The 24,574-nt window shown below is 75.5% G+C and carries 25 protein-coding genes; 8 read left to right on the forward strand and 17 right to left on the reverse strand.

Translation table 11 applies throughout. The features are described 5' to 3' along the window. The first annotated feature begins 32 nt into the window (after positions 1-32). Positions 33-1,238, forward strand: a complete 1,206-nt coding sequence (locus ACFQ8T_RS17980) for a hypothetical protein (protein WP_430547847.1) — start codon at positions 33-35, stop codon at positions 1,236-1,238. Here the strand turns inward: ACFQ8T_RS17980 and ACFQ8T_RS17985 are convergent. After that, on the reverse strand, positions 1,192-1,854 hold the full coding sequence (locus ACFQ8T_RS17985; protein WP_430547848.1) for an MOSC domain-containing protein: 663 nt from the start codon (positions 1,852-1,854) through the stop codon (positions 1,192-1,194). The two genes, ACFQ8T_RS17980 and ACFQ8T_RS17985, sit on opposite strands and share 47 nt — an antisense overlap. A gap of 34 nt (positions 1,855-1,888) precedes the next feature. On the opposite strand from ACFQ8T_RS17985, the gene ACFQ8T_RS17990 reads away from it, so the two are divergent. Beyond that, a complete protein-coding gene (locus ACFQ8T_RS17990; protein ID WP_430547849.1) occupies positions 1,889-3,220 on the forward strand; it encodes an NAD(P)/FAD-dependent oxidoreductase in 1,332 nt (443 codons plus the stop codon). Here the strand turns inward: ACFQ8T_RS17990 and ACFQ8T_RS17995 are convergent. The 4 genes from ACFQ8T_RS17995 to ACFQ8T_RS18010 form a co-directional block, all read right to left on the reverse strand. Beyond that, the gene (locus tag ACFQ8T_RS17995) at positions 3,192-4,583 is read right to left on the reverse strand and encodes an amino acid permease (protein ID WP_430547850.1); all 1,392 of its coding nucleotides are present in this window, start codon (positions 4,581-4,583) and stop codon (positions 3,192-3,194) included. The two genes, ACFQ8T_RS17990 and ACFQ8T_RS17995, sit on opposite strands and share 29 nt — an antisense overlap. Positions 4,584-4,669: 86 nt before the next feature. Further along, the gene (locus ACFQ8T_RS18000; RefSeq protein ID WP_430547851.1) at positions 4,670-6,325 is read right to left on the reverse strand and encodes an ABC transporter permease; all 1,656 of its coding nucleotides are present in this window, start codon (positions 6,323-6,325) and stop codon (positions 4,670-4,672) included. Next, positions 6,322-7,329, reverse strand: a complete 1,008-nt coding sequence (locus ACFQ8T_RS18005; protein WP_430547852.1) for an ATP-binding cassette domain-containing protein — start codon at positions 7,327-7,329, stop codon at positions 6,322-6,324. The genes ACFQ8T_RS18000 and ACFQ8T_RS18005 overlap by 4 nt, the downstream gene beginning before the upstream one ends. Beyond that, on the reverse strand, positions 7,326-8,066 hold the full coding sequence (locus tag ACFQ8T_RS18010) for a TetR family transcriptional regulator (protein ID WP_430547853.1): 741 nt from the start codon (positions 8,064-8,066) through the stop codon (positions 7,326-7,328). Before ACFQ8T_RS18010 ends, ACFQ8T_RS18005 begins: the two co-directional genes overlap by 4 nt. A 74-nt stretch (positions 8,067-8,140) precedes the next feature. Here ACFQ8T_RS18010 and ACFQ8T_RS18015 point away from each other — a divergent pair, with 74 nt between their 5' ends. Then, positions 8,141-9,406: an APC family permease gene (locus ACFQ8T_RS18015; RefSeq protein ID WP_430547854.1), complete on the forward strand. Its 1,266-nt coding sequence runs from the start codon at positions 8,141-8,143 to the stop codon at positions 9,404-9,406. Between the two features lie 4 nt (positions 9,407-9,410). Next, entirely contained in the window at positions 9,411-9,854 is a 444-nt protein-coding gene (locus tag ACFQ8T_RS18020) for a pyrimidine dimer DNA glycosylase/endonuclease V (protein ID WP_430547855.1), read from the forward strand. A 30-nt stretch (positions 9,855-9,884) separates the two neighbouring features. Here ACFQ8T_RS18020 and ACFQ8T_RS18025 read toward each other — a convergent pair whose 3' ends face one another. Genes ACFQ8T_RS18025 through ACFQ8T_RS18050 form a run of 6 tightly spaced genes read right to left on the reverse strand, consistent with a single transcriptional unit; the run spans position 9,885 to position 15,117 of the window. Then, the gene (locus ACFQ8T_RS18025; protein ID WP_430547856.1) at positions 9,885-10,799 is read right to left on the reverse strand and encodes a prenyltransferase; all 915 of its coding nucleotides are present in this window, start codon (positions 10,797-10,799) and stop codon (positions 9,885-9,887) included. Then, the gene (locus ACFQ8T_RS18030; RefSeq protein ID WP_430547857.1) at positions 10,796-11,116 is read right to left on the reverse strand and encodes a lycopene cyclase domain-containing protein; all 321 of its coding nucleotides are present in this window, start codon (positions 11,114-11,116) and stop codon (positions 10,796-10,798) included. Before ACFQ8T_RS18030 ends, ACFQ8T_RS18025 begins: the two co-directional genes overlap by 4 nt. Further along, entirely contained in the window at positions 11,113-11,517 is a 405-nt protein-coding gene (locus ACFQ8T_RS18035; protein WP_430547858.1) for a lycopene cyclase domain-containing protein, read from the reverse strand. Before ACFQ8T_RS18035 ends, ACFQ8T_RS18030 begins: the two co-directional genes overlap by 4 nt. Next, a complete protein-coding gene (crtI, locus tag ACFQ8T_RS18040) occupies positions 11,514-13,148 on the reverse strand; it encodes a phytoene desaturase family protein (protein ID WP_430547859.1) in 1,635 nt (544 codons plus the stop codon). Before crtI ends, ACFQ8T_RS18035 begins: the two co-directional genes overlap by 4 nt. Next, on the reverse strand, positions 13,145-14,074 hold the full coding sequence (locus ACFQ8T_RS18045; RefSeq protein ID WP_430547860.1) for a phytoene/squalene synthase family protein: 930 nt from the start codon (positions 14,072-14,074) through the stop codon (positions 13,145-13,147). Before ACFQ8T_RS18045 ends, crtI begins: the two co-directional genes overlap by 4 nt. Next, positions 14,071-15,117, reverse strand: coding sequence for a polyprenyl synthetase family protein (locus ACFQ8T_RS18050; RefSeq protein WP_430547861.1), 1,047 nt, complete (start codon positions 15,115-15,117; stop codon positions 14,071-14,073). Before ACFQ8T_RS18050 ends, ACFQ8T_RS18045 begins: the two co-directional genes overlap by 4 nt. Before the next feature lie 90 nt (positions 15,118-15,207). On the opposite strand from ACFQ8T_RS18050, the gene ACFQ8T_RS18055 reads away from it, so the two are divergent. After that, positions 15,208-15,732 carry a MarR family winged helix-turn-helix transcriptional regulator gene (locus tag ACFQ8T_RS18055; RefSeq protein WP_430547862.1) on the forward strand — a complete coding sequence of 175 codons (525 nt, stop codon included), beginning with the start codon at positions 15,208-15,210 and terminating at the stop codon, positions 15,730-15,732. Between the two features lie 7 nt (positions 15,733-15,739). On the opposite strand, the gene idi is transcribed toward ACFQ8T_RS18055, so the two are convergent. Both idi and ACFQ8T_RS18065 read right to left on the reverse strand, forming a co-directional pair. Beyond that, the gene (idi, locus tag ACFQ8T_RS18060) at positions 15,740-16,321 is read right to left on the reverse strand and encodes an isopentenyl-diphosphate Delta-isomerase (protein ID WP_430547863.1); all 582 of its coding nucleotides are present in this window, start codon (positions 16,319-16,321) and stop codon (positions 15,740-15,742) included. Then, positions 16,318-17,133 carry a tryptophan-rich sensory protein gene (locus tag ACFQ8T_RS18065; RefSeq protein ID WP_430547864.1) on the reverse strand — a complete coding sequence of 272 codons (816 nt, stop codon included), beginning with the start codon at positions 17,131-17,133 and terminating at the stop codon, positions 16,318-16,320. The genes idi and ACFQ8T_RS18065 overlap by 4 nt, the downstream gene beginning before the upstream one ends. Positions 17,134-17,272: 139 nt before the next feature. Here ACFQ8T_RS18065 and ACFQ8T_RS18070 point away from each other — a divergent pair, with 139 nt between their 5' ends. Beyond that, a complete protein-coding gene (locus ACFQ8T_RS18070; RefSeq protein ID WP_430547865.1) occupies positions 17,273-18,766 on the forward strand; it encodes an SDR family oxidoreductase in 1,494 nt (497 codons plus the stop codon). Positions 18,767-18,788: 22 nt separating this feature from the next. On the opposite strand, the gene ACFQ8T_RS18075 is transcribed toward ACFQ8T_RS18070, so the two are convergent. After that, positions 18,789-19,130, reverse strand: coding sequence for a hypothetical protein (locus tag ACFQ8T_RS18075; RefSeq protein WP_430547866.1), 342 nt, complete (start codon positions 19,128-19,130; stop codon positions 18,789-18,791). 61 nt (positions 19,131-19,191) lie between these two features. Next, positions 19,192-20,610, reverse strand: a complete 1,419-nt coding sequence (locus tag ACFQ8T_RS18080; RefSeq protein ID WP_430547867.1) for an adenylosuccinate lyase family protein — start codon at positions 20,608-20,610, stop codon at positions 19,192-19,194. Positions 20,611-20,719: 109 nt separating this feature from the next. On the opposite strand from ACFQ8T_RS18080, the gene ACFQ8T_RS18085 reads away from it, so the two are divergent. Next, a complete protein-coding gene (locus ACFQ8T_RS18085; RefSeq protein ID WP_430547868.1) occupies positions 20,720-21,457 on the forward strand; it encodes a VOC family protein in 738 nt (245 codons plus the stop codon). Between the two features lie 16 nt (positions 21,458-21,473). Here ACFQ8T_RS18085 and ACFQ8T_RS18090 read toward each other — a convergent pair whose 3' ends face one another. Together ACFQ8T_RS18090 and ACFQ8T_RS18095 are read right to left on the reverse strand one after the other, a co-directional pair. After that, the gene (locus tag ACFQ8T_RS18090; RefSeq protein ID WP_430547869.1) at positions 21,474-22,121 is read right to left on the reverse strand and encodes a uridine kinase; all 648 of its coding nucleotides are present in this window, start codon (positions 22,119-22,121) and stop codon (positions 21,474-21,476) included. 249 nt (positions 22,122-22,370) lie between these two features. Next, complete coding sequence (locus ACFQ8T_RS18095) at positions 22,371-22,715, reverse strand: TraR/DksA family transcriptional regulator (RefSeq protein WP_430547870.1); 345 nt, start codon at positions 22,713-22,715, stop codon at positions 22,371-22,373. 132 nt (positions 22,716-22,847) lie between these two features. Here ACFQ8T_RS18095 and ACFQ8T_RS18100 point away from each other — a divergent pair, with 132 nt between their 5' ends. Beyond that, complete coding sequence (locus ACFQ8T_RS18100; RefSeq protein WP_430547871.1) at positions 22,848-24,518, forward strand: glycerophosphodiester phosphodiesterase; 1,671 nt, start codon at positions 22,848-22,850, stop codon at positions 24,516-24,518. Positions 24,519-24,574 lie beyond the last annotated feature (56 nt).

Below are 24,574 nucleotides of genomic sequence, written 5' to 3' on the forward strand. Positions count from 1 at the left end.
GCACACCCGCCCAACCGACCGGAGGCAGCACGATGACCAGCACATCCGTCCCCCGCGACGTCCCCCGGCGCGGCGCCGGGACCGGCGCCGTCCCACCCCCCGTCGACGCGCCGCCGGACCGGCGGCTCGCGGGCGCCGCGCTCGCGGCGTCGGCCGCCACCGCGGCCGTGCTCGGCTGGTTCCTCGCCCGGCCGGAGATCGACCCCCTGCTGCCCGACGGGCGGATGCTGGGCGCGGAGCTCGTCCCCGCGGCGTCGCTCGAGCTGTTCCTGCTCGCGGCCGCCCTGCTCGGCGTCGTGACCGCGGCCGCCGCGCTCGCCCGCCCCACCGCCCGCGCCGCGGGGCGGCTCGTGGCGCCCGTCGGCGTCCTCGAGGTCGTCGCGTTCGGCCTGCTCGCCCAGGGGTCGGGCACGCTCCCCGCCGCGGGCTACCTCGTGTCGTTCGCGGTCCCCGTGCTCGCCGTGTGGGCGGGCGTTCAGGTGTTCCGCACCCGCCCCGCACGGCGGCTGCCGCTCGCCGCCGTCGCGGCGCTCGCCGTCGTCGGCGTCGTCGTCGGCCGCGACGCGTTCGTCGACTGGTGGGGCGCCATCACGTCGGGGCTCGCGCGCGAGCCGTGGGCGCTGCCGTCCGTGCTGCTGCCCCTCGCGACCGCCGCGGCCTGGGCCGGGCTCGTCGCCGTCCGCGCCTGGAGGCGCGGGTCGCTGCGGACCGCCACCGCCTGGGTCACCCGGCACCGGCGGCTGTTCACGATCGTCGCCGCGCTCGGCCCGCTGCCCTACGCGCTCGCCCGCGCCACCTGGCTCACCCCGTGGCCGGCCTTCGCCGGCCCCGCGGAGGAGCTGACCCTCCCGGTCCGCATCCAGGGCCTGTCGCTCTCGAGCGGCGCCTGGCTCGGCATCGTCCTCACGCTCGGGTTGATCCTGCCGTGGGGCGAGCGCCTGCCGCGCTGGTTCGGCCGTCGCGCCGGCCGCCCGGTGCCGCCGGCCGCCGCCATCGTGCCCGGCGGGGTCGTCGCCGTCATGCTCTGCGGCGCCGCCGTCCCCATGGTCGTCATGATGGGCTGGGCCGGGGCCCTCTACTTCCCCGCCTGGTTCTGGGGGCCCGCGCTCGCCCTCGCCGTCTGGGGGTACGCGGGTCACCGGTACGGGGTCGAGGACGGGCTCGACGGCGGCGCCGAGGACGCCCGCGGGGTCAGCGACCCAGGGACTTCTCGGCCCGCTCCCGCAGCTCGTCGCTGAGCCGCACCTCGCCGCCGTCGTGGGCCACCAGCAGGGCCTTCGCGACGTCGGCGAGGTCGGACGCCCCGTCGAGCCGGTTGTACGCCCCGAACCAGTCAGCCAGCGTCACACCGTGCGCCGGCCGGCGCACCACCTCGACCTCGTCCCCCGCGCCCAGGTCGCCGTTCTCGACGACGCGCAGGTACGCGCCCGTCCGGTTCGCCTCGGTGAACCGGCGCACCCAGCGCGGCGGCGAGTCCAGACGGCGGGCGAACGTCTGGCACGGCACGCGAGGCTGCGTCACCTCCAGGAGGGTCGTGCCGATCCGCCACTGCTCCCCGACGACCGCGCGGCTCACCTCCAGGCCGCGGGTGCGCAGGTTCTCCCCGAACAGCCCCGGCGTGACCTCGTAGCCCAGCTCGGCGCCCCACACCTCGGCGTCCTCCTGGGCGTAGGCGTACACCGCCTGGTCGAGTCCGCCGTGGTCCTTGCGGTCCGCCTGGACGTCCGCGTACAGCCCGTACGGGCGGGCCTTGACCCGCCCCTCCACGGGGCGCTTGTCGATGGCGGTGACGCCCACCGTCCCGGCGTCGGGCAGGAGGGCGAACACGCGGCAGACGGCGAGGAGCTCGGGCACGGCAGCATTCTGTCAGGTCACCTACCGTGGTCCCGTGAACCAGCGCACCGAGAACCTCCCCCATGTCGTGGTCGTCGGCGGAGGGTTCGGCGGCCTCGCCGTCGTGAAGGCGCTCGCGAAGGCGCCGGTGCGGGTCACGCTCGTCGAGCGGCGCGTGTACAACACGTTCCAGCCGCTGCTCTACCAGGTCGCCACCGGCGGGCTGAACCCCGGCGACGTCACCTACTGGCTGCGCGGGCTGCGGCTGAAGCAGAAGAACCTCCGGGTGCTGCACGAGCACCTGGTCGGCATCGACCACGACGCGCGCACCATCCGCCTCGCCAACGACGAGACGATCGCCTTCGACCACCTCGTGCTCGCCAACGGCGTCACCGTGAACTTCTTCGACACCCCGGGCGCCAAGGAGAACGCGTTCGGCATGTACTCGCGGTCGCAGGCGCTGCGGATCCGCGACCAGCTCTTCATCCGGCTGGAGAACTCCGCGTTCACGCCCGAGACCGACGACGGCCTGCGCGTCGTCGTGGTGGGCGGCGGCGCCACCGGGGTCGAGGTCGCTGGGGCGCTCGCGGAGCTGCGCACCGCCGGGCTCGCGCCCGCCTACCCCGAGATCCACGGCGACGCGTTCGAGATCACCGTCGTGCAGCGCGGCACCGAGCTGCTCAAGGCGTTCCACCCGAGCCTGCGCGAGTACGCCGCGCAGGAGCTCGGGCACCGCGGCGTGAGGCTGCACCTGGGGGCCGGCGTCGCGGAGGTGCTGCCCGACGCGGTCGTGCTCACCGACGGCACCCGCATCCGCGCCGACCTCACGGTGTGGTCCGCGGGCGTCGGCCCGCACCCCGAGGTGGACGACTGGGACCTGCCGCGCCGGAAGGGCGGCCGCATCGCCGTCGGCCCCGACCTCCAGGTCGAGGGACGGCCCGGTGTCTTCGCGATCGGCGACATCGCCGAGACGCCCGACTGGCTGCCGCAGCTCGCCCAGCCCGCCATCCAGGGCGGCCAGCAGGTGGCGCGCAACATCCTCGCGCTGCTCGAGGGCCGCGCCACCGAGCCGCTGAGCTACCACGACAAGGGCACGATGGCGGTCATCGGCCGCCGCGCCGCGATCGCCGAGATCACGCTGCCCGTGACGTCGAAGATGCTGCGGCTCACGGGCGGGCTCGCCTGGCTCGTGTGGCTCTTCGTGCACATCATGTCGCTGGTCGGGCCCCGCAACCGCGTCACGACGCTCGCCGGCCTGGTCACCCGGTACGGCTTCCCGTTCCACCGCCGGCCCATCCCGATCGTCGGCGACGTGCCCACGATCCGGCCGTCGAAGCCGGACGACGACCCGGACGCCGCTAGCGGGCGGCGCGCACCCGGCGAGTGACGGCGTAGACCGCGAGGATCACGACGACCAGCCCGCCGGTGGCGGCGAGCTGGGCGCGCGCCGCCGGGTCGGAGAGCATGAGCCCGGCCAGCGCGACGAGACCCGCCAGCGTGACCCACGTGAGGTACGGGTAGCCCCACATGCGCAGCCGCATCGGCTCGCCGGCGCGCGCGGCGTCGGCCTCGAGGCGCGGCCGCAGGCGCAGCTGGGAGATCGTGATGAGCAGCCACACGACGAACAGCGCGGAGCCGACCGCGTTGAGCAGGATCGTGAGGATCTGCGCGGGCAGCAGCCAGTTGAGGCCCACCGCCACGACGCCGAAGAACACGGACACGAGCACCGCCACCCACGGCACCTCGCGGCGCGAGACCCGGGTGGTGGCGGGCGGCGCGTCGTCGCGCTGGCCGAGGGAGAAGAGCATCCTCGACGTGCCGTAGACGTTCGCGTTGAACGCGCTGAGCAGCGCCAGCACCACGACGACCTCCATGAGCCGCGCGCCGCCGTCGAACCCGGCGAGCTGCAGCACGGACACGAACGGCGACTCCAGCGCCGCGGCGTCGTCCCAGGGGATCAGCGCGACGATGACCGCGACCGAGCCCACGTAGAACAGCAGGATCCGCCACACGATGGTGCGGGTGGCGCGGGCGACGGCGGTGCGCGGGTCACGGGCCTCGGCGGCCGCGATCGCGACGATCTCGATGCCGCCGAACGCGAAGACGACGGTGAGCAGGCCCGCCGCGATGCCCGCCCAGCCCGCCGGGGCAAAGCCGCCGTGCGCGGCCCAGTCGCCCAGCACGCTGCCGGTCACCGGGATGACGCCGACGACGATGAGGACGCCCACCACGAGGAACGCGAGGATCGCGGCCACCTTGATCGCCGCGAACCAGAACTCCGACTCGCCGAACTGCCGCACGCCCACGAGGTTGATGCCGCCCAGCACCACCACGACGACGGCCGCCACGACCCACTGCGGCACGTCCGGCCACCAGCCGCTGACGATGCCCGCGACGCCCGTCACCTCGACGCCCAGCACCATGATCAGCGTGAACCAGTACAGCCAGCCCAGCAGGAACCCGGCCCAGCGGCCCAGCGCCGCCTCCGCGTAGACGGAGAACGAGCCGGACGCGGGCAGGGCCGACGCCATCTCGGCGAGCATCCGCATCACGAGGACGACGAGCGCGCCCGCGATGGCGTAGCTGACCAGGACGGCGGGGCCCGCGGTCGCGACGCCGACACCGGCGCCGAGGAACAGGCCCGCCCCGATCGCGGAGCCGAGGCCCATCATCGTCAGGTGGCGGGTGCGCAGGCCGTGCGCGAGTCGTGCCTCGTGCGCCGTCGTGCCGGGATCCGTGGGGGTGCTCACGGCCGACCACGCTAACCCGCCCCGCCGAGTTGTCAGGACCAGGACCACGAATACCCGGGCGTGGCCCTGACAGCTCGCGGGGAGCGCTACTTCGTCGCGACGTCCCGCCGGCGGAAGCCGACGAACGCCAGCACGACCAGCACCAGCGCGACGGCGCACAGCCCGCCGACGTGGCCCCAGTCGACGTCGCCGGAGAGCGAGTCCGGCACCCACCAGAACGGCGAGATCTTCTGCGCCCACTCCGGGATGTGGAACAGGCCCGCGAACAGCGCGACGACGATCGCCCACTCGAGCAGCACCCACGAGAGCGAGGCCGCCCGCGGAGCCCACGCGTACACCGCCGCGGTGACGCCGACGAACACGGCGAGCGCCGGCAGGTACAGCAGGCCCGCCCCGAGGATGGCGCCGAAGGACGGGTCCGACAGCCCGGTGAGCACCGCGCCGGCCGCGCCCGCGGCGACGCCCACGACCAGGACGACCACGGTGGCGGCGGAGCTGAGGCCCAGCGTGGCGCCGAACCACCGGCCCCGGGCGACCGGCGTCGCGAGCACGTACTCGGCCCGACCGGCGTCCTCCTCCGCCTTGGCGCGCAGCATCGCGACGATGCCGTACACGGCCGCGCCGAGGGCGGCGTAGAGCACGATGATGCGCAGGAACCCGGCGACCGGGTCGCCCGCGCCGAGGACGGACGCGTAGACGGGGTTGTCCTGAAGGGTCTTGGTCAGCTCGGGCACGTCGGACGCGACGGTCCCCATCGCGAGCCACATGATCCCCAGGCCGAGCGCCGTCCACAGCAGGGCCATGCGCTGCTGCACCCAGGCGAGCGCGCCGGGCGAGCGCAGGCTGGGCAGGGCGTCGGGGCGCCCGGGACGGTCGGGCACGAGCCCCGCCCCGAAGTCGCGGCGAGACGCGAGGGACGACGCCGCGAGCAGGAGGAGGACGATCACGACCACGCCGATCGCCGCCGGCCACCAGCGCAGGTCGACGAAGGCGCGCATCTGCTGCGCCCACCCGATCGGCGACAGCCAGGACGCCCAGCTGCCGCCCGGCTCCTGCATGTTGCCGATGGTGCCCACCGTGAAGGTCGCGCCCAGCACCGCCATCGACAGACCGGTGGCCCCGCGCGAGTGCTCGGTGACCTGGGCGGCGACCAGCGCGACGGCGCCGTAGGTCAGCGCGGCGACGGCGATGCCGCCCGTCATGCCGATCGCGTCGGTGAGGTCGAGGTCGTCGGCGGCGAGCACGGCGGCGGACAGCACCGCGATGACGGCGTTGACGACCAGCACGACGAACAGCGCCGCGACCACGGCCGCGTGCCTCCCGACCGCGGCGGCGCGCACCAGCTCGGACCGGCTGGACTCCTCCTCGGCGCGGGTGTGCCGCACCACCTGGAGGATGCTCATCACGGCCAGCGCGATCACCACCCACAGGGTGAGCTCGTTCGCGAGCGCCGGGCCCACCGTGTAGTCGTCCGTGCCGTACCCGGGGCCGGTCATCGCGACCATCGCCGGCGACGACACCAGCGCGGCCCGGACGGCCTGCCCCTCGGAGTCGTCCAGCATGGTGGTGTACTCCGGCAGCGACCCGAGGTACAGCAGCGGGATCCCGAGGCTCCAGACCAGCAGCCGCACGCGGTCGCGGCGCAGGATGAAGCGCACCAGGCTCCAGGTGCCGGTGAGCGTGGTGCCGCCGCGCACGGGTTCGGCCCGGTGCAGCGGAGGGGCGGCGGTGACGGCGCTCATCGTGCGCCCGCCTTGGTGCGGGCGCCGCTCGTGCCGGGGGCGCCGACCTGCACGCCGTCGGCGGCGAGCTCGTCGCCGTAGTGCCGCATGAACAGCTCCTCCAGCGACGGCGGCTGCGCGGTGAACGAGCGCACGCCGAGGGCGGACACGGCGGGCAGCACGCGGCCCATCTCGGAGTTGTCGACGTCGAACGTCACGCGGACGCCCTCGCCGTTCGTCGTCGTGGCGAGGTCGTGCACGCCCGCCATCGCGCCGATCGGCGACGGGTCGCCGTCGACGACGGCGGTGACGGCCGAGCGCGTGAGGTGGCGCAGGTCGTCGAGGGTGCCGGACTCCACCGCCCGGCCGTTCCGGATGATCGTCACGGTGTCGCAGACCTTCTCGACCTCGCTGAGGATGTGGCTCGACAGCAGCACGGAGGTGCCGGCGGCCTTGGCCTCGCGCACCTGCTCGGTGAACACGGCCTCCATGAGGGGGTCGAGGCCCGACGTCGGCTCGTCGAGCACGAGCAGGTCGACCTGTGACACGAACGCCGCGACGAGCGCGACCTTCTGCCGGTTGCCCTTGGAGTACGTGCGGGCCTTCTTGGTGGGGTCGAGCTCGAACCGCTCGAGCAGCTCGGCCTTGCGCTTCTTGTCGGGCCTGCCGCGCAGGCGGGCGAGGTAGTCGATGGCCTCGCCGCCGGTGAGGTTCGGCCAGAGGGACACGTCGCCGGGCACGTAGGCCAGACGGCGGTGCAGCGCGACGGCGTCGCGCCAGGGGTCGCCGCCGAGCAGGCGGGCGCTGCCGGAGTCGGAGCGCAGCAGGCCGAGCAGCACGCGGATGGTGGTGGACTTCCCGGCGCCGTTCGGGCCGAGGAAGCCGGCCACCTGCCCGGCCTCGACGGTCAGGTCGAGCCCGTCGAGGGCCAGGACGGAGCCGAAGGTCTTGCGCAGGTCGTGGATCTCGACCGCGGGCGTGGCCGCGGTCCGGGCAGCCGGGGTGGCTGAATCCGTGGTGGTCATGGTTCCTCTTCGTGGTCGTGGGGGGTTCCGTCGGTGGCGGCCTGCGCCCCGCCCGGGGGGTCCGGCACGTACAGGAGGTAGTCCTCGAGCATGCGGCGGGTGGTGAGGAACCCGTCGGTGAACAGCTCGAGCATCGGGAGGTAGAGCTCGTCCATGAAGCGCCGCATGGCGGCCGTGACGTCCTCGGCGTCCTGCGGCGGGTCGAGCGTGACGGAGAGCAGCATCGCGCCGAGCGCCGAGTAGACGAGGTAGCGCACGCGCGCCGCCTCGTCCCGGCTGGGCCGGACGACGCCGTCGCGCACCGCCTCGGCGGTGTACACCTCGGCGTCCGCGATCATGTGCTCGGTGAACTCGCGGCCGACCGCGCCGCCCGCCTGCAACGACCGCAGGACGTAGCCCACGAGCGGCGCGTACTGGTCCGCCGCCGACAGCACCTGCAGCAGGTTGCCGCCCGCGGCGCGCCCGATGGAGTCGCGCTTGACGTCGCGGATCCAGGCGAGCACGTACTCGTCGCAGGCGAGGTGCAGCTTCTCCTTGGAACCGAAGTGGTGGATGACGAGCGCCGGGCTCACCCCGGCGTCGGCCGCGATCGACCGGACGGACGCTCCGAACCCGGAGCGGGCGAACCGGCGCATCGCGACGTCGAGGATCCGGCCGCGGGTGCTGCCGTCGGACGCCGGCACGAGGGGCCCGCGGGCCTGGTCCGGCTCCTCGGGAGCAGCATCGACTGAACGCATGTTCAACAGACTAAACACGTGTTCAATCGGGGCGCAAGATCCCTCGCCGGTGGCCCGCACGGCAAGATCGACCCGTGACCGAGCTCGCGCGCCGCCTCACCACCACCGACGCCGTCGTGATCGGCCTGTCGTCGATGATCGGGGCCGGCGTCTTCGCCGCCTTCTCCCCCGCCGCCGCGGCCGTGCTGCCCGCCGGCACGGGCGCCGCGCTGCTCGTCGCCCTCGGCGTCGCGGCCGTCGTCGCGTACGGCAACGCCACGTCGTCCGCGCAGCTCGCCGCGCAGTACCCGGCATCGGGCGGCACGTACGTGTACGGGCGCGAGCGGCTCGGCCCGTGGTGGGGCTTCCTCGCCGGGTGGGGGTTCGTGATCGGCAAGACGGCGAGCTGCGCGGCGATGGCGCTGACGTTCGCCGCGTACGCCGCCCCGCCCGGGTGGGAGCGTCCGGTGGCGGCGCTCGCCGTCGTCGCGCTGGCGGCCGTCAACTATCGCGGTGTCACGCGCACCGCGCGGCTGGCCCGGTGGATCGTGGTCGTGGTGCTGCTCTCGCTGGCGGTGACCGTCGCCGTGGCCCTCGCCGGCGGCCCGGCGGACGCCCCCGGCCCGACGGCGACCCTGGTCGCGACGACCCCGGCCGGCGCCGGCACGGTGCTCTACGGCGTCCTCCAGGCCGCGGGCCTGCTGTTCTTCGCGTTCGCCGGGTACGCGCGCGTCGCGACGCTCGGCGAGGAGGTGCGCGACCCGGCCCGCACCATCCCCCGCGCGATCGTCGGGGCCCTGGCCGGCGCCGTCGTGGTCTACGCGGTCGTCGCGGTCACGCTGCTCGCGGCGCTCGGGCTGGCGGGGACGGCGGCCGCGCCCGCGCCCCTCGCCGCGGCGGTCGCCGGGACGCCGTGGGCGGGGGTCGTCGCGCGCGTCGGCGCGGCCGCCGCGTCGCTCGGGGCGCTGCTGGCCCTGGTCGCCGGCGTCGGCCGGACGGCGTTGGCCATGGCGCGCGAGGACGACCTGCCGCGCCCCCTCGCCGCCGTCCACCCCACGTTCCGCGTGCCGCACCGGGCCGAGGTGGCCGTCGCCGTCGTCGTGGTCGCGCTGGTGCTCACGGTGGACCTGCGCGGCGCGATCGGCTTCTCCTCGTTCGGCGTGCTGGCGTACTACGCGGTGGCCAACCTCGCCGCCTGGACGCAGACCGGCGCGCACCGCCGCTACCCGCGGGCCCTGCAGGCCGTGGGCCTGGCCGGGTGCGTGGTGCTGGGCGCGACGCTGCCGCCGGCCGCGGTGCTCACGGGCGCCGGGGTGCTCGCCGTCGGGCTGCTCGTGCGGTGGGTGCGCGTGTCACGATGACCCGGTGCGCCTCTGGTCCCTCGCCCCCGACTACCTCGACCGGCAGGGTCTGGCCGCCTGCTGGCGCGAGGCCCTGCTCGCCCAGGCGGTGCTCGCCGGACGCACGAAGGGCTACCGCGACCATCCGCAGCTCGCGCGGTTCCGCGCCACCCCCGACCCGCTCGCCGCCGTCGGGGACTACCTCGAGGGGGTCGCGGCCGAGGCCTCCGCCCGCACGTACTCCTTCGACCGCGGCCGGATCCTCGACGCTCCGAGCGACGGCCGCCCGCCGGTGCGGCGCATCCCGGTGACCGACGGGCAGCTGGAGTTCGAGCGGGCGCACCTCGCGGCCAAGCTGCGCGTCCGCACCCCCGGCCTCGCGCCCGCGCTCGAGGATGCCGCGCCGGTGCGCACGCACCCGCTCTTCGCCGTCGTCCCCGGTGCGCCCGAGGACTGGGAGCGCGGCTGAGCCCGACCCCGCCCGGGGTCGACGCGGAGCTCAGAGCCAGCCCAGGCTGACGGCGATGAGCAGCTGCGTCACCAGGAAGCCGGTGACGAGGTTGAGCCACAGGAAGCGTCGCCACCCGGCGTGCGCCTCCTCGCAGCGGTCGTCGGGCAGGTTCCGGAACGGCGCGACGCTCACGACGTACGGCACGACGAGCACGGCGGCGAGCGCCGCCGGCCAGCCCGCCAGGAGCAGCACGACTCCGGCCGCGGCGTAGGCCGCCATCGCCCCGCGCACCGTGCGCGCCGCACCGAGCCACGTGGCCACCGAGCCGATCCCGGCGGCGCGGTCCGCCTCGACGTCCTGCACCGCGCCGAACGCCTGGGACGCCATCCCCCAGAGGAAGAACGCCCCCAGCACGGCGACGACGGCGCCGGTGACCGTGCCGCCCGCCAGCGCCAGGCCGAAGGCGGCGGGGCTGACGAAGTGGGTCGCGGACGTCGCCGAGTCCAGCACCGGCCGCTCCTTGAACCGCAGACCCGGCGCGGAGTACGCGACCACGGCGAACACGCTCACGGCGAGCACCGCGGTGGAGGCGGCGTCCCCGACGAGGACCAGGTACGCGAGGAACGGGACGTTGCTGAGGACGGCGGCGCGCACCGTGAGGCGGTGCCACCGCCGGGACAGCACCACGCCCTCGATGCCGCCCTTGCGCGGGTTGCGCAGGTCCGACTCGTAGTCCCAGACGTCGTTGAGCCCGTACATCAGCAGGTTGTACGGGACGAGGAAGTACAGCGTGCCGACCACCAGCTCCGCGACGCCGACCCGGCCGGCCCCGCCCACCAGCAGGTACGCCGCGGCGAACGGGTACGCGGTGTTGATCCAGCTCACCGGGCGCGACGACCCCACCACCTGGCGCAGCGCGGCCGCCGGACCCACCGCCTGTCCCCCTGTCACGGGCGCCGTCATGCGTCGGCCTCCGCGCGCTCGTCGTCCCCCGCCAGCGCCCACAGGGCGGGCAGCAGCAGCGCGGCGACGACCGGCCAGGCGAGGTCCTCGACGGGCGTGAGCCACACGCGCACGCCCACGAGCGCGGCGCCGTCGTACCGGAACAGGTCGGCGGCGATCATCAGGCTGTCGAAGACGACGGTGAGCGCCACGAGCACGACGGCGGCGAGCGCCGTCGCCGCCCACCACCGGGCGCCGAGGCGGCGCACGCGCGCCACGACCAGCGCGAGGACGAGCGCCCCGGCGACGACGCCGACCGCGAGCCCGGCGTACGTCATCGCGCCTCCCGGACGGGGTCCGGCACCGCGTGCAGCGCGCCACGCCGGGCGGGGCGACGTCGTGCAGCGCCCCGCCCGGCGACCGCCCGCCGCAGGAGCCCGTGCAGCACCAGCGTGAAATAACAGAGGAACAGGATGAAGAACAGCTCCTCGAGCGGCAGGTGCGGCGCGAGCTCGACGCCGGTCATGGCCGCCCCGCCGCGGGAGTAGAAGCCCGCCGCGATCGCCACGAGGTCCCACCCGAGGAACACCAGGGCGCCGACGGCGAGCACGGCGGCGCCGCGGCCGGGGTGCGCCGACCAGAGGAGGAGGCGCGCGCGCCGGTCCACGAGGGCCATCGAGGCGAGCGCCCCGAGCAGCAGCGCGAGGTAGACGAAGGAGGTCCAGTGCAGGGTGATCACTCCCGGGAGGCGAGGGCCGGACGGGTCTCGGGGAACGGCTCGGTCAGCGGGTGGGCGGTGGTGTCGCCGCGGACCCGCTTCACGGCGAGCTCCGCGCTGATGAGGCACATCGGCAGCCCGACGCCGGGGATGGTCGACCCGCCGGCGTGGAGCAGCCCCGCGACGCGCCGCGAACGGTTCCCCGCCCGGAACATCGCGCTCTGACGCAGCGTGTGCGCCGGTCCGAGCATGCCACCGGACCACGACGAGAGGTCCGCCGCGAAGTCCCCGGGCCCGACCGTGCGCCGCACCACGACCCGCGCACGCAGGTCGGGCACGCCCGCCCAGGCGGCGACACGGTCGATGGCGGCGTCCGCGATCGCCTCGACGGCGGCGTCGCCCGCCCCGTCCTCGCCGCCGCGCCCGAGGCCGGGGTCGGCGGGGACGGGGACGAGCAGGAACAGGTTCTCGTGCCCCGGCGGCGCCACGGTCGGATCGGTGCGGGACGGCGCGCACACGTACAGCGACGCCGGGTCGGGCACGCGGCCCTCGGCGATGGCGCCGAAGTTCTCCTCCCAGTCTGCGGTGAAGAACAGGGAGTGGTGGGCGAGCTGCGGCACCCGCCCCCGCACGCCGAGCATCACCAGGACGCCGCCGGGGCCCGGGTCGCGGCGGGACCACCACGCGGGCGACCGGTCGCGGAGGTCGGGCGGCAGCAGGTCCTGCTCCACGTGGTGCAGGTCGGCCGCGGCGACGACGACGTCCGCGGGCGCATGGTGCTCCCGCCCGGCGTCGTCCACCCAGCGCACCCCCGTCACCGCGGCCCGGGGACGGCGGGGTCCGGGGACGGAGGGCCCGGACCGAGCCGACCCCGGGCGGGCCCCGACGGCCGTGGTCGTGATCGCGGTCGCGCGGGCGCGGGTGCGCAGGGTGACGCCTGCGCCCACCGCGAGCCCGGCGACCGCGTCCACCACGCGCGCGAATCCCCCCTGGGGATAACGCACGCCACCGTCGAGATCGAGGGCGCTCATGAGGTGGTACAGGCTCGGCGCCCGGTCCGGCGACGAGCCGAGGAAGACCGCGGGATAGCCCAGCACCTGGCGCAGCCGCACGTCCCGGAAGCGCGCGGCGACGCGGGAGCCGAGCGACCTGCCGAGCAGCGGCCCGAGCCGGTGCAGCCGCGTCGCGACGTCCCGGTGCGCGAACGGCCGCCACGAGGCGAACGTCGTGTACAGGAAGCGCCGCAACGCCAGGTCGTACGTGTCGTGCGCGGAGTCCAGGTAGCGGTCCAGCCGTGCTCCCGCGCCGGGCTCGACGGCCTCGAACGCCGCGACGTTGACGGCCCGGTCGGGCGAGATGTCCAGGGCGCCGTCGTGCCCCTCGAAGAAGACCCGGTAGGCCGGGTCGAGGCCGACCAGGTCGAGCTCGCGGTCGGCGCTCGACCCCATGAGACGGAACCAGTGGTCGAAGACCTCGGGCATGAGGTACCAGGAGGGGCCGGCGTCGAAGCGGAAGCCCGCGCGCTCCCACGAGCCGGCGCGGCCGCCCGGGGCGTCGTGCCGCTCGAGCACCTCGACCTCGTGCCCTTCGCGGGCGAGCAGCCCCGCCGTCGCCAGCCCCGCGATCCCCGCCCCCACGACGACCACCCTCATCGGAGCGCCTCCCTCGCAAGGGCCCCGGCCACCAGCCGCGCCTTGACCGGCCCCGGGACCCTCACCCGCTCCCGCCGGATCGTGGCGGCCGGGGTGGCCGCCAGCCGACGGGAGAGCTCCGCGAACAGGTCGTGCGCCACCCGTACGGCGAGCCGCGAGCTGCGCGGCAGCTCGTCGATCGCGACGCGCGCGGCCGCCAGGTCCGCGTCGACGTCGGCGAGCAGCCGGTCACGGTCGGCGTCGTCGAACGCGTCCACGTCCAGCCCCGGGAAGTACGACCGGCCGCGCAGGTCCACGTCCTCGGCCAGGTCGCGCAGGAAGTTGACCTTCTGGAACGCCGCCCCGAGGCGGGCCGCACCGGGCGCCAGCCGGTCGTAGGCCGCGTCGTCGGCGGCGACGAAAACCCGCAGGCACATCAGCCCGACCACCTCGGCCGAGCCGTGCACGTACGCGGCGAATCCGGCCTCGTCGTGGGCGGTGACCGTGAGGTCGGTCCGCATCGACGCGAAGAACGGCCCCACCAGGTCGTCCCCGATGCCGAACCGGCGCGCCGTGCGCGCGAACGCGTGCACCACGAGGTTGCTGCTGCGCCCGCGTCCCCGCGCCCGCGCCACCTCCTGCTCGAGCTCGTCGAGCAGCTCGCCGCGCTCGGCGACGGAGAGCCCCGGCCGCGGGTCGTCGACGATCTCGTCGGCCACCCGGACCAGCGCGTAGACGCCGCGCACGTGGTCGCGCACGTCGTCGCCGAGCAGGCGGCACGCCCAGCCGAACGACGTGGAATAGGCGCGGACCACCACCGCGGCGCTGCGCACGGCGGTGGCGTCGTACGTCGGGTCGACGTCGATGCCGGCGTCGACGCCGGCGACCGCGGCGCCGGCCGCGGGCACGGCGGGGACCGCCCCGCTCGATGTCGTCGCGGCGTTCATGCGGCGCTCGACGCCCGGGTGAGGTGTGCCCCGGCCATGGTCTCGGCAAGCTCCCCCAGGCCCAGGGTGAGGCCGAGCGCCACGGCGTCCCGCTCGAGGTCCGCGGCGAGCGTCTCGACGGCGGCACGCGCCCCGCAGGCCTCCAGGAGCTCGCGGGCCCTCTGCAGCTCGGCGTCCCCGGTGTCGGGGTCGCCGAGCAGGGTGCTCAGCTCGCCCCACGCCGACGTCCCGTGCGCGAGGGCGACCAGCGGGGTGCACTTGCCCTCCCGCAGGTCGGAGGCGTTGCTCTTGCCGGTCTCGGCCGGGTCGCCGAACACGCCGTCGAGGTCGTCCCGCAGCTGGAACGCGAGCCCGAGGTCGCGGCCCAGCCGCCGGACGCCCTCGTCCAGGTCCTCCCGGCCGGCCAGGATCACCGCGGCCCGCAGGGGGAGCTGGAAGGAGTAGACCGCGGTCTTGCGCTCCGCGGTGCGCAGCGTCTCGTCGAGGTCGGCGCACCCCCCGAGGCTGAGGCGGACGTCCGCGAGCTCGCCGTCCGCGGTGAGGTGCATGGCCTCGTCGACGACGTCGAGGAGCTGCTCGGTGGCCGACGGGGCCGCCCCGCAGAGCGCGACCGCCCGCACGGCCGCCGCCAGGGCGAGGTCGCCGGCGAGGATGCCGGCGGCGGCGCCGTAGCCCTCGGCCTGCCGCGCGCTGGCCCCGGACTCCAGCGCCTGCGCGGCGTGCAACCCGGCCACGTTGGGACGGCCGCGGCGCGTGTCCGCGCCGTCGATCACGTCGTCGTGCACGAGGAACGCGTGGTGGAGGAGCTCGAGGGCGGCGGCGACGCGCACCGCGACGTCCCGCGGCTCGGGCGGCGCCGCCCCGGCGAGCGCGTCGTACGCGTCGAGCAGGAGCCGGGGGCGCAGCCGCTTGCCGCCGCGGCTCGTGCCGCGCAGGGCGTGCCAGAGCCGGGTGTCGTCCGGGCGGTCACCGTCGTCGAGCAGCCGCTGGACCGCACCCTCGACGGCACGGGCCACCGGGTCGTCGGGCGACGAACCATGCACGCAACCCACCTCCTCGCTGGATGTCACTAGCTTGGCATATCACTAGCCTAGAAAGATACTAGCCTCATGACGGGCCACTACGATGGGCGCGTGACCCAGGCACCCACGGGGGGCTCCTACTGGTACGAGGAGTCCGACGCGGAGGCCCGCCGCCTCCTGGAGGCCTTGCGGACCTTCCGCCGCGCGGACGAGGCGATGCGACGACGCGCCGGCCGCGACATGAAGATGAACCTCACCGACCTCCGCGCGCTCCAGCACGTCATCGCCTGCGAGGGGCACGGCGAGCCGACGACGCCGCGCGGGCTCGCCGAGTACCTGGCGATCTCCACCGCCTCGACCACGAAGCTGCTCGACCGCCTCGTCGCCTCCGGCCATCTCGAGCGGCGCCCGCACCCGTCGGACCGCCGGTCGGTGGTCGTCGTCGCCTCCGACGCCGCGCACGCCGAGGTGCGCGAGAGGCTCGCCCCGGTGCACGCGCGCATGCTCGAGATCGCGCGGGCCGTCCCGGCGCGCTCCCGCCCGGCCGTGCGGGACTTCCTGCTGGCCATGGCCGCGGAGGCCGAGCGGGAGCCTGACGACGTCGCGGGCACCGTCGTCGGCGACGCGTCCGCCTGACGAGCGGCTACGCGCGCGGCGCGGCCCAGCCCGCGGTGCGCAGCTCCCGCACCTGCTCGACCATCCACGGGCTTACCGACCACGAAGCGAGGTCGACGAGCGTCGAGGCGTCGCGCGGCCGCACCCACCGCCAGTCCATGACCTCGTCCGGGTTCGGCACCGGGTCGCGGTCCACCGACGCGAAGAGCACCGGGCAGATCTCGTTCTCGACGACGCCGCCCGCGTCCACGGCGCGGTAGCGGAACGACGGGAGCACGGGCTCGCCGTCGGTCGCCACGTCCAGCCCGAGCTCGTGCCGGCCGTGCCGCAGGACGGCCTGCGCCAACGACTCGCCCCGGCGCGGGTGCCCGCAGAACGAGTTGGTCCAGACCCCCGGCCACGTCCGCTTCGACAGCGCCCGCCGCGTGAGCAGGAGACCGCCGTCCGGGCGGAACAGGTAGCAGGAGAACCCGAGGTGCAGCGGGGTGTCGCGGGTGTGCACGGTGGCGCGCGGCGCGGTCCCCACCGGGGCCCCCGCGTCGTCGAGCAGGACGACGTGGTCGCCTGCGGCCTCGGGTCCCGCGCCGGATCCGGCGTCGACCCCGGTCACGACGCGCCCGCCTCAGCGACGGCGGGGGCGCGGACGGCCCGCACGCGCAGCACCACCGCCGCGCCGAGCACGATGACGGCGGCGGCCACCGCGCTCGCCGCGGCCGGCGCCGAGGTCGGCTCGCCCCCGGACCTCGCGACGGCGACCCAGGCCAGGCCCCAGGCGATCGCCGCCGCGACGGCGAGCCGCCCGCGCCCGCGCACGGCGAGGGCGACGCCGATCGCGGCGACCGCCGCGAGGATCCCCACGGCCCACCAGTCGGCCGCCACGCCCCCGCCGTCGAACCCCGCGGCCGTCAGGGCCGCCGCCACGTTCGCGACGGTCGCCACGCAGACCCAGCCCAGGTAGAGGCCGAGCGTGCCGTCCACCAGCACCCGCTCCGCGACACCGCTCGCGGGGGTCCGGACCAGGATCAGGAACGTCCGGGCGAGCATCACCAGGAGGGCCACGATGACCACGACGCTCCACCACAGCAGGCCCGCCTGGACGGCGAGGATCCAGGCCGCGTTGAGCAGCATCGTCGCCGCGACCGGCCACCGCAGGCGGCGCTGCCGCTCGTCGAGCGCGTGCGCGGGGAGCCACTGGAAGACCGTGTACCCCGCGAGGCCGAGGTAGATGACGGTCCAGATCGAGAACGCCGGGGACGCCGGGGCCACGAGCGTCGCGTCGGCCGCGAGCGCGCCGCCCGCGGCCTCCGCGACCCGGGTGCCGCCGAAGACCCCGACGCCGATCATCGAGCCCACGACGCACACCAGCAGGCTCACGGTCACCACGACCTGCTGCAGCCGCGGGGAGGGTGTCCTGTCGGCCATCGGTCCTCCTCGTTCGTCGGGCGGCGCCGCGGGCGAGGCGCCGCGGCACACCCCACCCTGCCATCGGTCACCGGATATTGCTAGCCTGGCTAGCGACCTGACCGACGACGACCCCGCGGACGACCCAGGAGGAACGCGCATGACGACCGACGCCCCGCTCGTGCTGGTCACCGGCGCCACCGGGTACATCGGCGGGCGGCTCGTGCCCGAGCTGCTCGCCGCCGGGTACCGGGTCCGCGTGCTCGCGCGCCATCCCGAGCGCCTCGCCGCGCGGGCCTGGGCGGACGACGTCGACGTCGTGGCGGGCGACGCCCAGGAACGCGCCGACCTGCGCCGCGCCCTGGACGGAGCCGACGTCGCGTACTACCTCATCCACGCGCTCGGCTCCGGCTCCGGCTTCGCCGACACCGACCGACGCACGGCCCGGGGGTTCGCGCAGGCGGCCGCCGAGGCGGGGCTGCGGCGCGTCGTCTACCTGGGCGGCCTCTACCCCGACACGGCGGACCTGTCGCCGCACCTCCGCTCCCGCCGGGAGGTGGAGGAGATCCTGCTCGACGGCGAGGTCCCGACCGTCGTGCTGCGGGCCGCGGTGATCCTCGGCTCGGGCAGCGCGTCGTTCGAGATGATGCGGTACCTCACCGAGCGCCTGCCGGTCATGGTGGCCCCGCGGTGGATCGACAACCGCATCCAGCCGATCGCGGTCCGCGACGTGCTGCGCTACCTCGTCGGGGCGGCGGAGGTGCCCGGCGACGTCAGCCGCGGCTTCGACATCGGCGGCCCCGACGTGCTGACGTACCGCGGGATGATGCAGCGCTACGCCGCCGTCGCCGGGCTGCGGCCCCGGGTGATCCGCGCCGTGCCGGTGCTCACCCCGCGGCTGGCCAGCCTGTGGGTCGGGCTGGTCACCCCGGTGCCGCCGGCGATCGCCCGCCCCCTGGTGGGCTCGCTCGTGCACGAGGTCGTGGCGCGCGACCACGACATCGCGCGGTACGTCCCCGACCCGCCCGAGGGCCTCGTCGGGTTCGACGACGCCGTCGCCCTGGCGCTGGCCCGGATCCGCGACCTCGACGTGCGGACCAGCTGGAGCTCGGCGTCCACGCGGGGCGCGCCGTCCGACCCGCTGCCCGACGACCCGGACTGGGCCGGCGGCAGCCTGCTGGTCGACGACCGGTCGCGCGAGGTGGACACCACCCCGGAGTCGCTGTGGTCCGTGATCGAGGGCATCGGCGGCGCCCACGGCTGGTACTCGTGGCGCCTCGGCTGGGTGGCCCGCGGCCTGCTCGACCGTCTCTTCGGCGGCCCCGGGCTGCGACGCGGCCGCCGCCACCCGCACCGGCTGGAGCCCGGCGACGCGCTCGACTGGTGGCGCGTCGAGAAGGTGGTGCCCGGGCGGCTGCTGCGGCTGCGCGCCGAGATGCGGCTCCCGGGGCTGGCGTGGCTGGAGCTGACGGTCGAGGACGGTCCGGGACCCCGACCCGTGTTCCGGCAGCGCGCCATCTTCTCCCCGCGCGGCCTGCCGGGACAGCTCTACTGGTGGGCGATCAGCCCGTTCCACGGGATCGTGTTCGGCGGGATGCAGCGCAACATCGCGCGTGCGGCGCACGAGCACGCGGTGGCCGAGGGGAGCCGCTGAGCGCGCTCGGCTGCCCGACGGCTCAGTGGCGGGCCCGGCGCGCGCCGAGCGGACCGCCGAAGACGAGCGAGATGCCGAGGACGTACCCGACGTCGTACCAGTTGCCGGTGTTGTGCACCTCGTACACCGACACCGTGTCCGTGAACAGGGAGACGATGAACGTGATCGGCAGGATCATGCCCTGCCACAGGCCCCACCAGAACCCGTAGGGCCCGACGCCGCTGATCGTCGACGTGTCGATGGCCGGGTTCGGTCCCGCCGCGCACGCGCCCAGCAGCAGGAGCGCCGCGACCGCGAGTCCCGCCGTCGCCGCGCGGCGGGCGGCACGGCGACGGTGCACGAGCTCCTTCTGCCGAGGTTCCATCCGTCCACGATGGCACCAGCCGGCGGCCGGCGCCCCGCGGGCGACGTCCGGCGGCCCGGGTTCACCCCTCGCCGGGCCGCTGGCTCCCGACGGAGACCGGGATCCGCGCGGGCAGCGCCTCGAGCCGGTCGGCGGTCCCGGCCGCGCACGCCGCGAGCTCCCGCGCGATCTCGGTGCTCAGGCCCAGGTAGCCCGCCGGGTCGAGGAGGGCCCGCAGCTCGTCGTCGTCGAAGGCCTCGCTGACGACGGGGTCCCCGTGCAGCAGCTCGAGGAACGGGCGGCCGTCGGACGCGGTCGCCTGCGCGACGGCGAACACGACGTCGTGCGCCTTCTGCCGCCCGATCTTCTCGCCGAGGGCGAGCATGAGGGACTCCGAGCCGATCATGCCCTCGGACAGGCGGATGTTCGCGCGCATCCGGGCCGGGTCGAGCTCCAGGCCGTCCATCACCACCTCAAGGCGCGCGAGCATGTCGCCCGCCAGCACCGCGGCCGACGCGGAGACGTCCTCGAGCAGGGCCGTCATGGCGCCGTTCGCCTCCTGGTCGTGCAGCATCGACTCCAGCGCCGGGCCCGCGAGGGCGCGCAGCTCCGCCGACATCGTCTGCATGTCGAGGGCGAGCTGCGGGTTGCGCTTGTGCGGCATGGTCGAGCTGCCGACCGTGCCCTCGGGGACCGGCTCGAACGCCTCGGCGAACTCCGGCTGCATCAGCGTGTAGACGTCGCGGCCGATCTTCCCGATCGTGCCCGCGAGCTGTGCCAGCACCAGCACGAGCTCCACGATGCCGTCGTTGACCGACCGCGACGGCACGCGCATCGGGTGCAGCCCGAGCCGCCGCGCCACGCCCGCCTCGATCGCCCGGCCCGAGCCCCCGAACGACGCGAACGTGCCCGCCGCGCCGCCCATGAGCACGCAGAACAGCCGCTCGTCGAGCCGTTCCAGCCGGTCGGCGTGCGCCGCGAGCTGGTCGATCCACACCGCCACCTTGAAGCCGAACGTCACGGGCACGGCGTGCTGGCTGTGCGTGCGGCCCGCCATCGGCAGCGCGGCGGACGACTCCGCGAGCCGGCCCGCCGAGCGCAGCACACGGCCGAGCTGGCGCAGCACGGCCCGGTGCGCGTCGCGCAGCACCAGCACGTCGGCCGTCTGCGTGATGTTCTGCGTCGTCGCGCCCCAGTGCACCCAGCCGCCGTGCTTGGAGCCGACGGCGCGCGCGAACTCCTCGATGAGGGGCACCAGCGGGTGGCTCGCCTCGGCGGTCGCGGCGAGCACCCGCTTCACGTCGAGCTTCTCGATCCGCGCCGTGAGCGCGATGGCGCGGGCCGACTCCGCCGGGATGAGCCCGGCGTCCGCCTCCGCGAGCGCGAGCGCCGCCTCGACGTCGAGCCGCGCCTGCCAGCGGTTCTCGCGCGTGAAGAGCCGCGCGATCCCCGGGTCCGGGACCCGGCCCTCGGTGAAGCGACCGAACGGTGCGACGATCATGCGGCCCCCAGGGCGTCCGACGGCGGTGAGCAGCATGATCGCCCTGCCCGGCGCCGGTGTACACCCCTGGCGCGCTGCGGGTGTCGGAGGATCGCGGCACGCTGGGCCCATGAGCGACGAGACGACGACGCGGGTCGCAGCCCTGGACGCGGTGGTCTTCGACGTCCCCGAACCACCGGTCGCGGCCGACTTCTGGCAGCGTCTGACGGGCGCGGAGGTCGAGCAGCAGGGGGACGGCGACGACTGGATCACGCTGCACACCCCCGACGGCTGGTCCCTCGCGTTCCAGCCCGCGCCCGACCTCGTGCCCCCGCGATGGCCCGGTCAGGAGCACCCGCAGCAGGCGCACCTCGACCTGCGCGTGCCGGACGTCGCGGCCGCCGTCGAGCAGGCGGTGGGCCTGGGCGCCACGGTGCTGCGCGAGAACCCGGAGTGGACCACCCTGGCGGACCCCGCCGGGCATCCGTTCGACCTGTGCCACGCGCCCGACAACGACGGCCTGACGCTCATGGGCCTCACCTTCGACGTGCCGGACGCCTCGGCCGCCGCCGCGTTCTGGTCCGGGATCCTCGGCGACCCCGTCGTCTACGACGCCGAGGGGATGGCGATGCTCGGCGGGGACCGGGCCCTGCTCTTCCAGCAGGTGGAGGGCTACTCCGCGCCGCGCTGGCCCGACCCGGAGTTCCCGCAGCAGCTGCACCTCGACCTGCAGGTCGGCCCGCAGAGCCTGGACGAGGCCGAGACGGCGGCGCTCGCCGTCGGGGCGACGCGGCTGCCCGGCGGCGAGGACACGTTCCGCGTCTTCGCCGACCCCGCCGGGCACCCGTTCTGCCTCTGCACCGGCTGATCGTCGGCCCGGCAGGTCAGTCCGGCAGCACCAGCGCGGGCCGCTCGGGGTGGTCCACGCGGACGACGACGTCCGCGCGCCGCTCGGGCTGCACCTCGCGGCGGTAGCGCCCGTACGCGGCGAGGGTCCACGCGTCGTCGAGCGGGGTGTTCCGCGTCTCGGTCGCGGCCCGGAGCGCCAGGTGCACGGCCAGGTCGACGTCGAGCCCGCGGCCCAGCGCGAGCGACCCGTCGAGCACGACGACGGTGCCCGGCGCCGCGTCCTCGTACGCGGCGCGCGTGGAGCGGCCGGTGTCCGGGTCGCGCAGGCTCGGCAGCCAGCGGCCGCGCGTCACGACCGACCGCAGCACCTCCCGGTCGAGGCCGTCGACGTCGATCCACTCCTCCAGCAGCGCGTCGGGGTCCCGGCGGCCGCGCTCGAGCCGCAACGACCGGGCCCGCAGGAAGTCCCGGACGCGCACGCGGGCGACCGGGCGCCCCGCCGCGCGCAGCGGCTCGACCAGCGCGTCCGCGAGCGCCTCCGGGCGGGTGGACGGGTGCCCGTCGACGAGCAGCCGCACCGGCCGGGCGCCGTCGGCGGGCCGGTCCGTTCGTCCGCCGCGGGCCAGCACCCGTTCGACGACGTGCGTCACCACACCCTCGACGGACACCGGTTCCACGCGCACCCGGACATGCTGCCACCGCCCTGCCTTCCACCACGCGATCCTTCGCGCCATCGCCGGCTGCTCGAGCTCCGCCTCCGCCGACCCCGGCGCGTCCGACCCGGACGCCCCCATCACGTTCCGCGTCGCCTGGCGCGGGATGAGCACCCACGCCCGCTGACGCACGCTCGGCGCGGCAGTTCGCGCCCGACGCGGCAGCTCGAACTGCCGCCGGGAGCCGGAAGTGCCGCGCCGAGCGTCGTCCGGCGCCGCTCAGCGCGCGTGCTCGACGCAGCGGGTGGCGGCGGGCCGCGCCTCCAGCCGCGCGGAAGGGATGGGCCGGCCGCACACCTCGCAGACGCCGTACGTCCCGGCGGCGACGCGGTCGAGCGCGGCGAGGAGCTGGTCCCGCTCGCGCTCCGCCTCGGCCGCGATCGCCGCTGCCTGCTGCCGTTCCCACGCGAGCGTCGCGCCCTCGGGGTCGTGCTCGTCGTCGGCGTTGGAGTCGCGCGCGGACTCGACGATCCCGTCGACGGCGCGGCGCTGCGCTGCGAGGCGGTCGGTCACCTCGGCGAGGCGCGCCCGCAGGCGGGCGTCGGCATCCGCACGGTCGGTCATCCCCGCAGTCTCGCACCGGCACCGGAAGTTCTCCCGACGGTCATCGACGGGCCACGCGCGCGGCCCCGGACCGGACACCCGGCCCTCCTAACGTGCCCGGCGACCTGCCAGGAACCCGCCAGGAGGACCACCATGACCGCCCGCCGCCGCATGCTGCTCGCCCCACCGGGCACCCGCACCGTCTCCGCCACGCTCGCGTTCGCCGTCGCCGCGGGGGTGTCCGTCGCCTCGTTCGCCGCGACGGTCGTCGCGCCGCCCGTCGCGACCGCCGCCGCTCCCCTGTCCAGCGCGCCCGGCGACGTCGTCTACGCCCAGGACTTCGACGACGTCGCGGACGGCTCGCTGCCCGACGGCTGGCAGGTCGCGGCGGGTGCGTGGGCCGTCCAGGACGGCCGCCTCGTGGGCGAGCCGTCGACGATCGGGCGGGTCACGTTCGGCCCGCACCTGGAGAACTACCGCCTCGAGGCCACGGTGCGCTTCGAGGCCGTGAACAACGCGGCGCGCTGGCTCGCGCCGATCCTCGACATCGACCCCGCCGGCGGGGTGCCGTGGTGGCAGGCCGCCATGCGCTCCACGACGACGGCGAGCAACGGCATCGAGCTGGCCGAGCGCACGGCGGGGAACGCGTGGAACGTGCCTGCCACGGCGTCCGCCCCGTCGGCCGCCGGCGTCGGCAAGGACGTGCAGATCGCCATCGAGGTGCAGGGCAACCACGCCACCTGGGTGTACGGCGGCCAGGAGGTGCTGGAGGGGCGCATCGGCCGCACCGACGACGGCGTGCTCGGGTTCGCCGCCGACGGCGCGCGCGTCAGCATCGACGACGTCGTCGTCACGGAGCTCGAGCCGAAGCCGGTCGTGAACGAGCCCGGCGACCTGCCCGTCACCGCGGCGCACCGCGGCTACTCGTCGGTCAACCCCGAGAACACGCTCGCGGCCTACGCCGCCGCCATGAAGGCGGGCGCCGAGTACGTCGAGATCGACGTGCACACCACCGCCGACGACGTCCCCGTCGTCCTGCACGACCAGACCGTCGACCGCACCACGGACGGCACGGGCGACGTCGAGTTCCTGCGGTCGCCGTACCTCGGCTCCCTCGACGCGGGGTCGTGGTTCAGCCCCGCGTTCACGGGCGAGAAGGTGCCCACGTTCGCCCAGGTGCTCGACCTCATGGACACCGGCAGCTCCGACCTGCTGCTCGAGATCAAGGGGCCGGAGACCCGCGAGGAGGTGAACCGGACGGTCGACATGATCCTCGAGGCCGGCCTGGAGGACCGCGTGGTGCTGCAGTCGTTCGACGAGAAGGCGCTGGAGTACGCGTACGACCGGGCACCGCAGATCCCGCTCGGCCTGCTGCGCGGCACCCTCGACGCCGACCCGGTCGCGACGGCGGAGCGCCTGCACGCCGCGTACTACAACCCGTCCGGCGCGGCGCTGGCGACCCGGCCGTCCGTCGTCGAGGACCTCAACGCCGCCGGCGTCGGCGTCTTCGTGTGGACGGTCGACTCGCCCGCCGACTGGACCCGGTTCACCGACCTCGGCGTCGAGGGCATGATCACCAACCGCCCCGGCGCGTTCGTCGGCTGGAAGGCCGCGCAGGAGCAGGCCGACCCGGAGCCCGAGCCCGGCCCCGGCCTGCTCGCCCGTCTCGCCGCGCTCGACCTGTCCACCGGGCAGGCGCAGCAGCTGTTCTCCGCCCTCGCCCAGGAGGACTGGGACCGCCTGGAGCGCGTCGTGACCAAGCACGTCGACGACGCCGAGCAGCGCGACGCCCTCCTGGCGGAGATCGCCGACCTCCGCGCCTGACTGCCTTCCAGCAAGCGATCTGCCGTGTCATCCGGCCGGATGACACGGCAGATCGC

It is taken from the genome of Isoptericola sp. NPDC056618, from assembly GCF_042792715.1.
Classification (GTDB): domain Bacteria; phylum Actinomycetota; class Actinomycetes; order Actinomycetales; family Cellulomonadaceae; genus Isoptericola; species Isoptericola nanjingensis.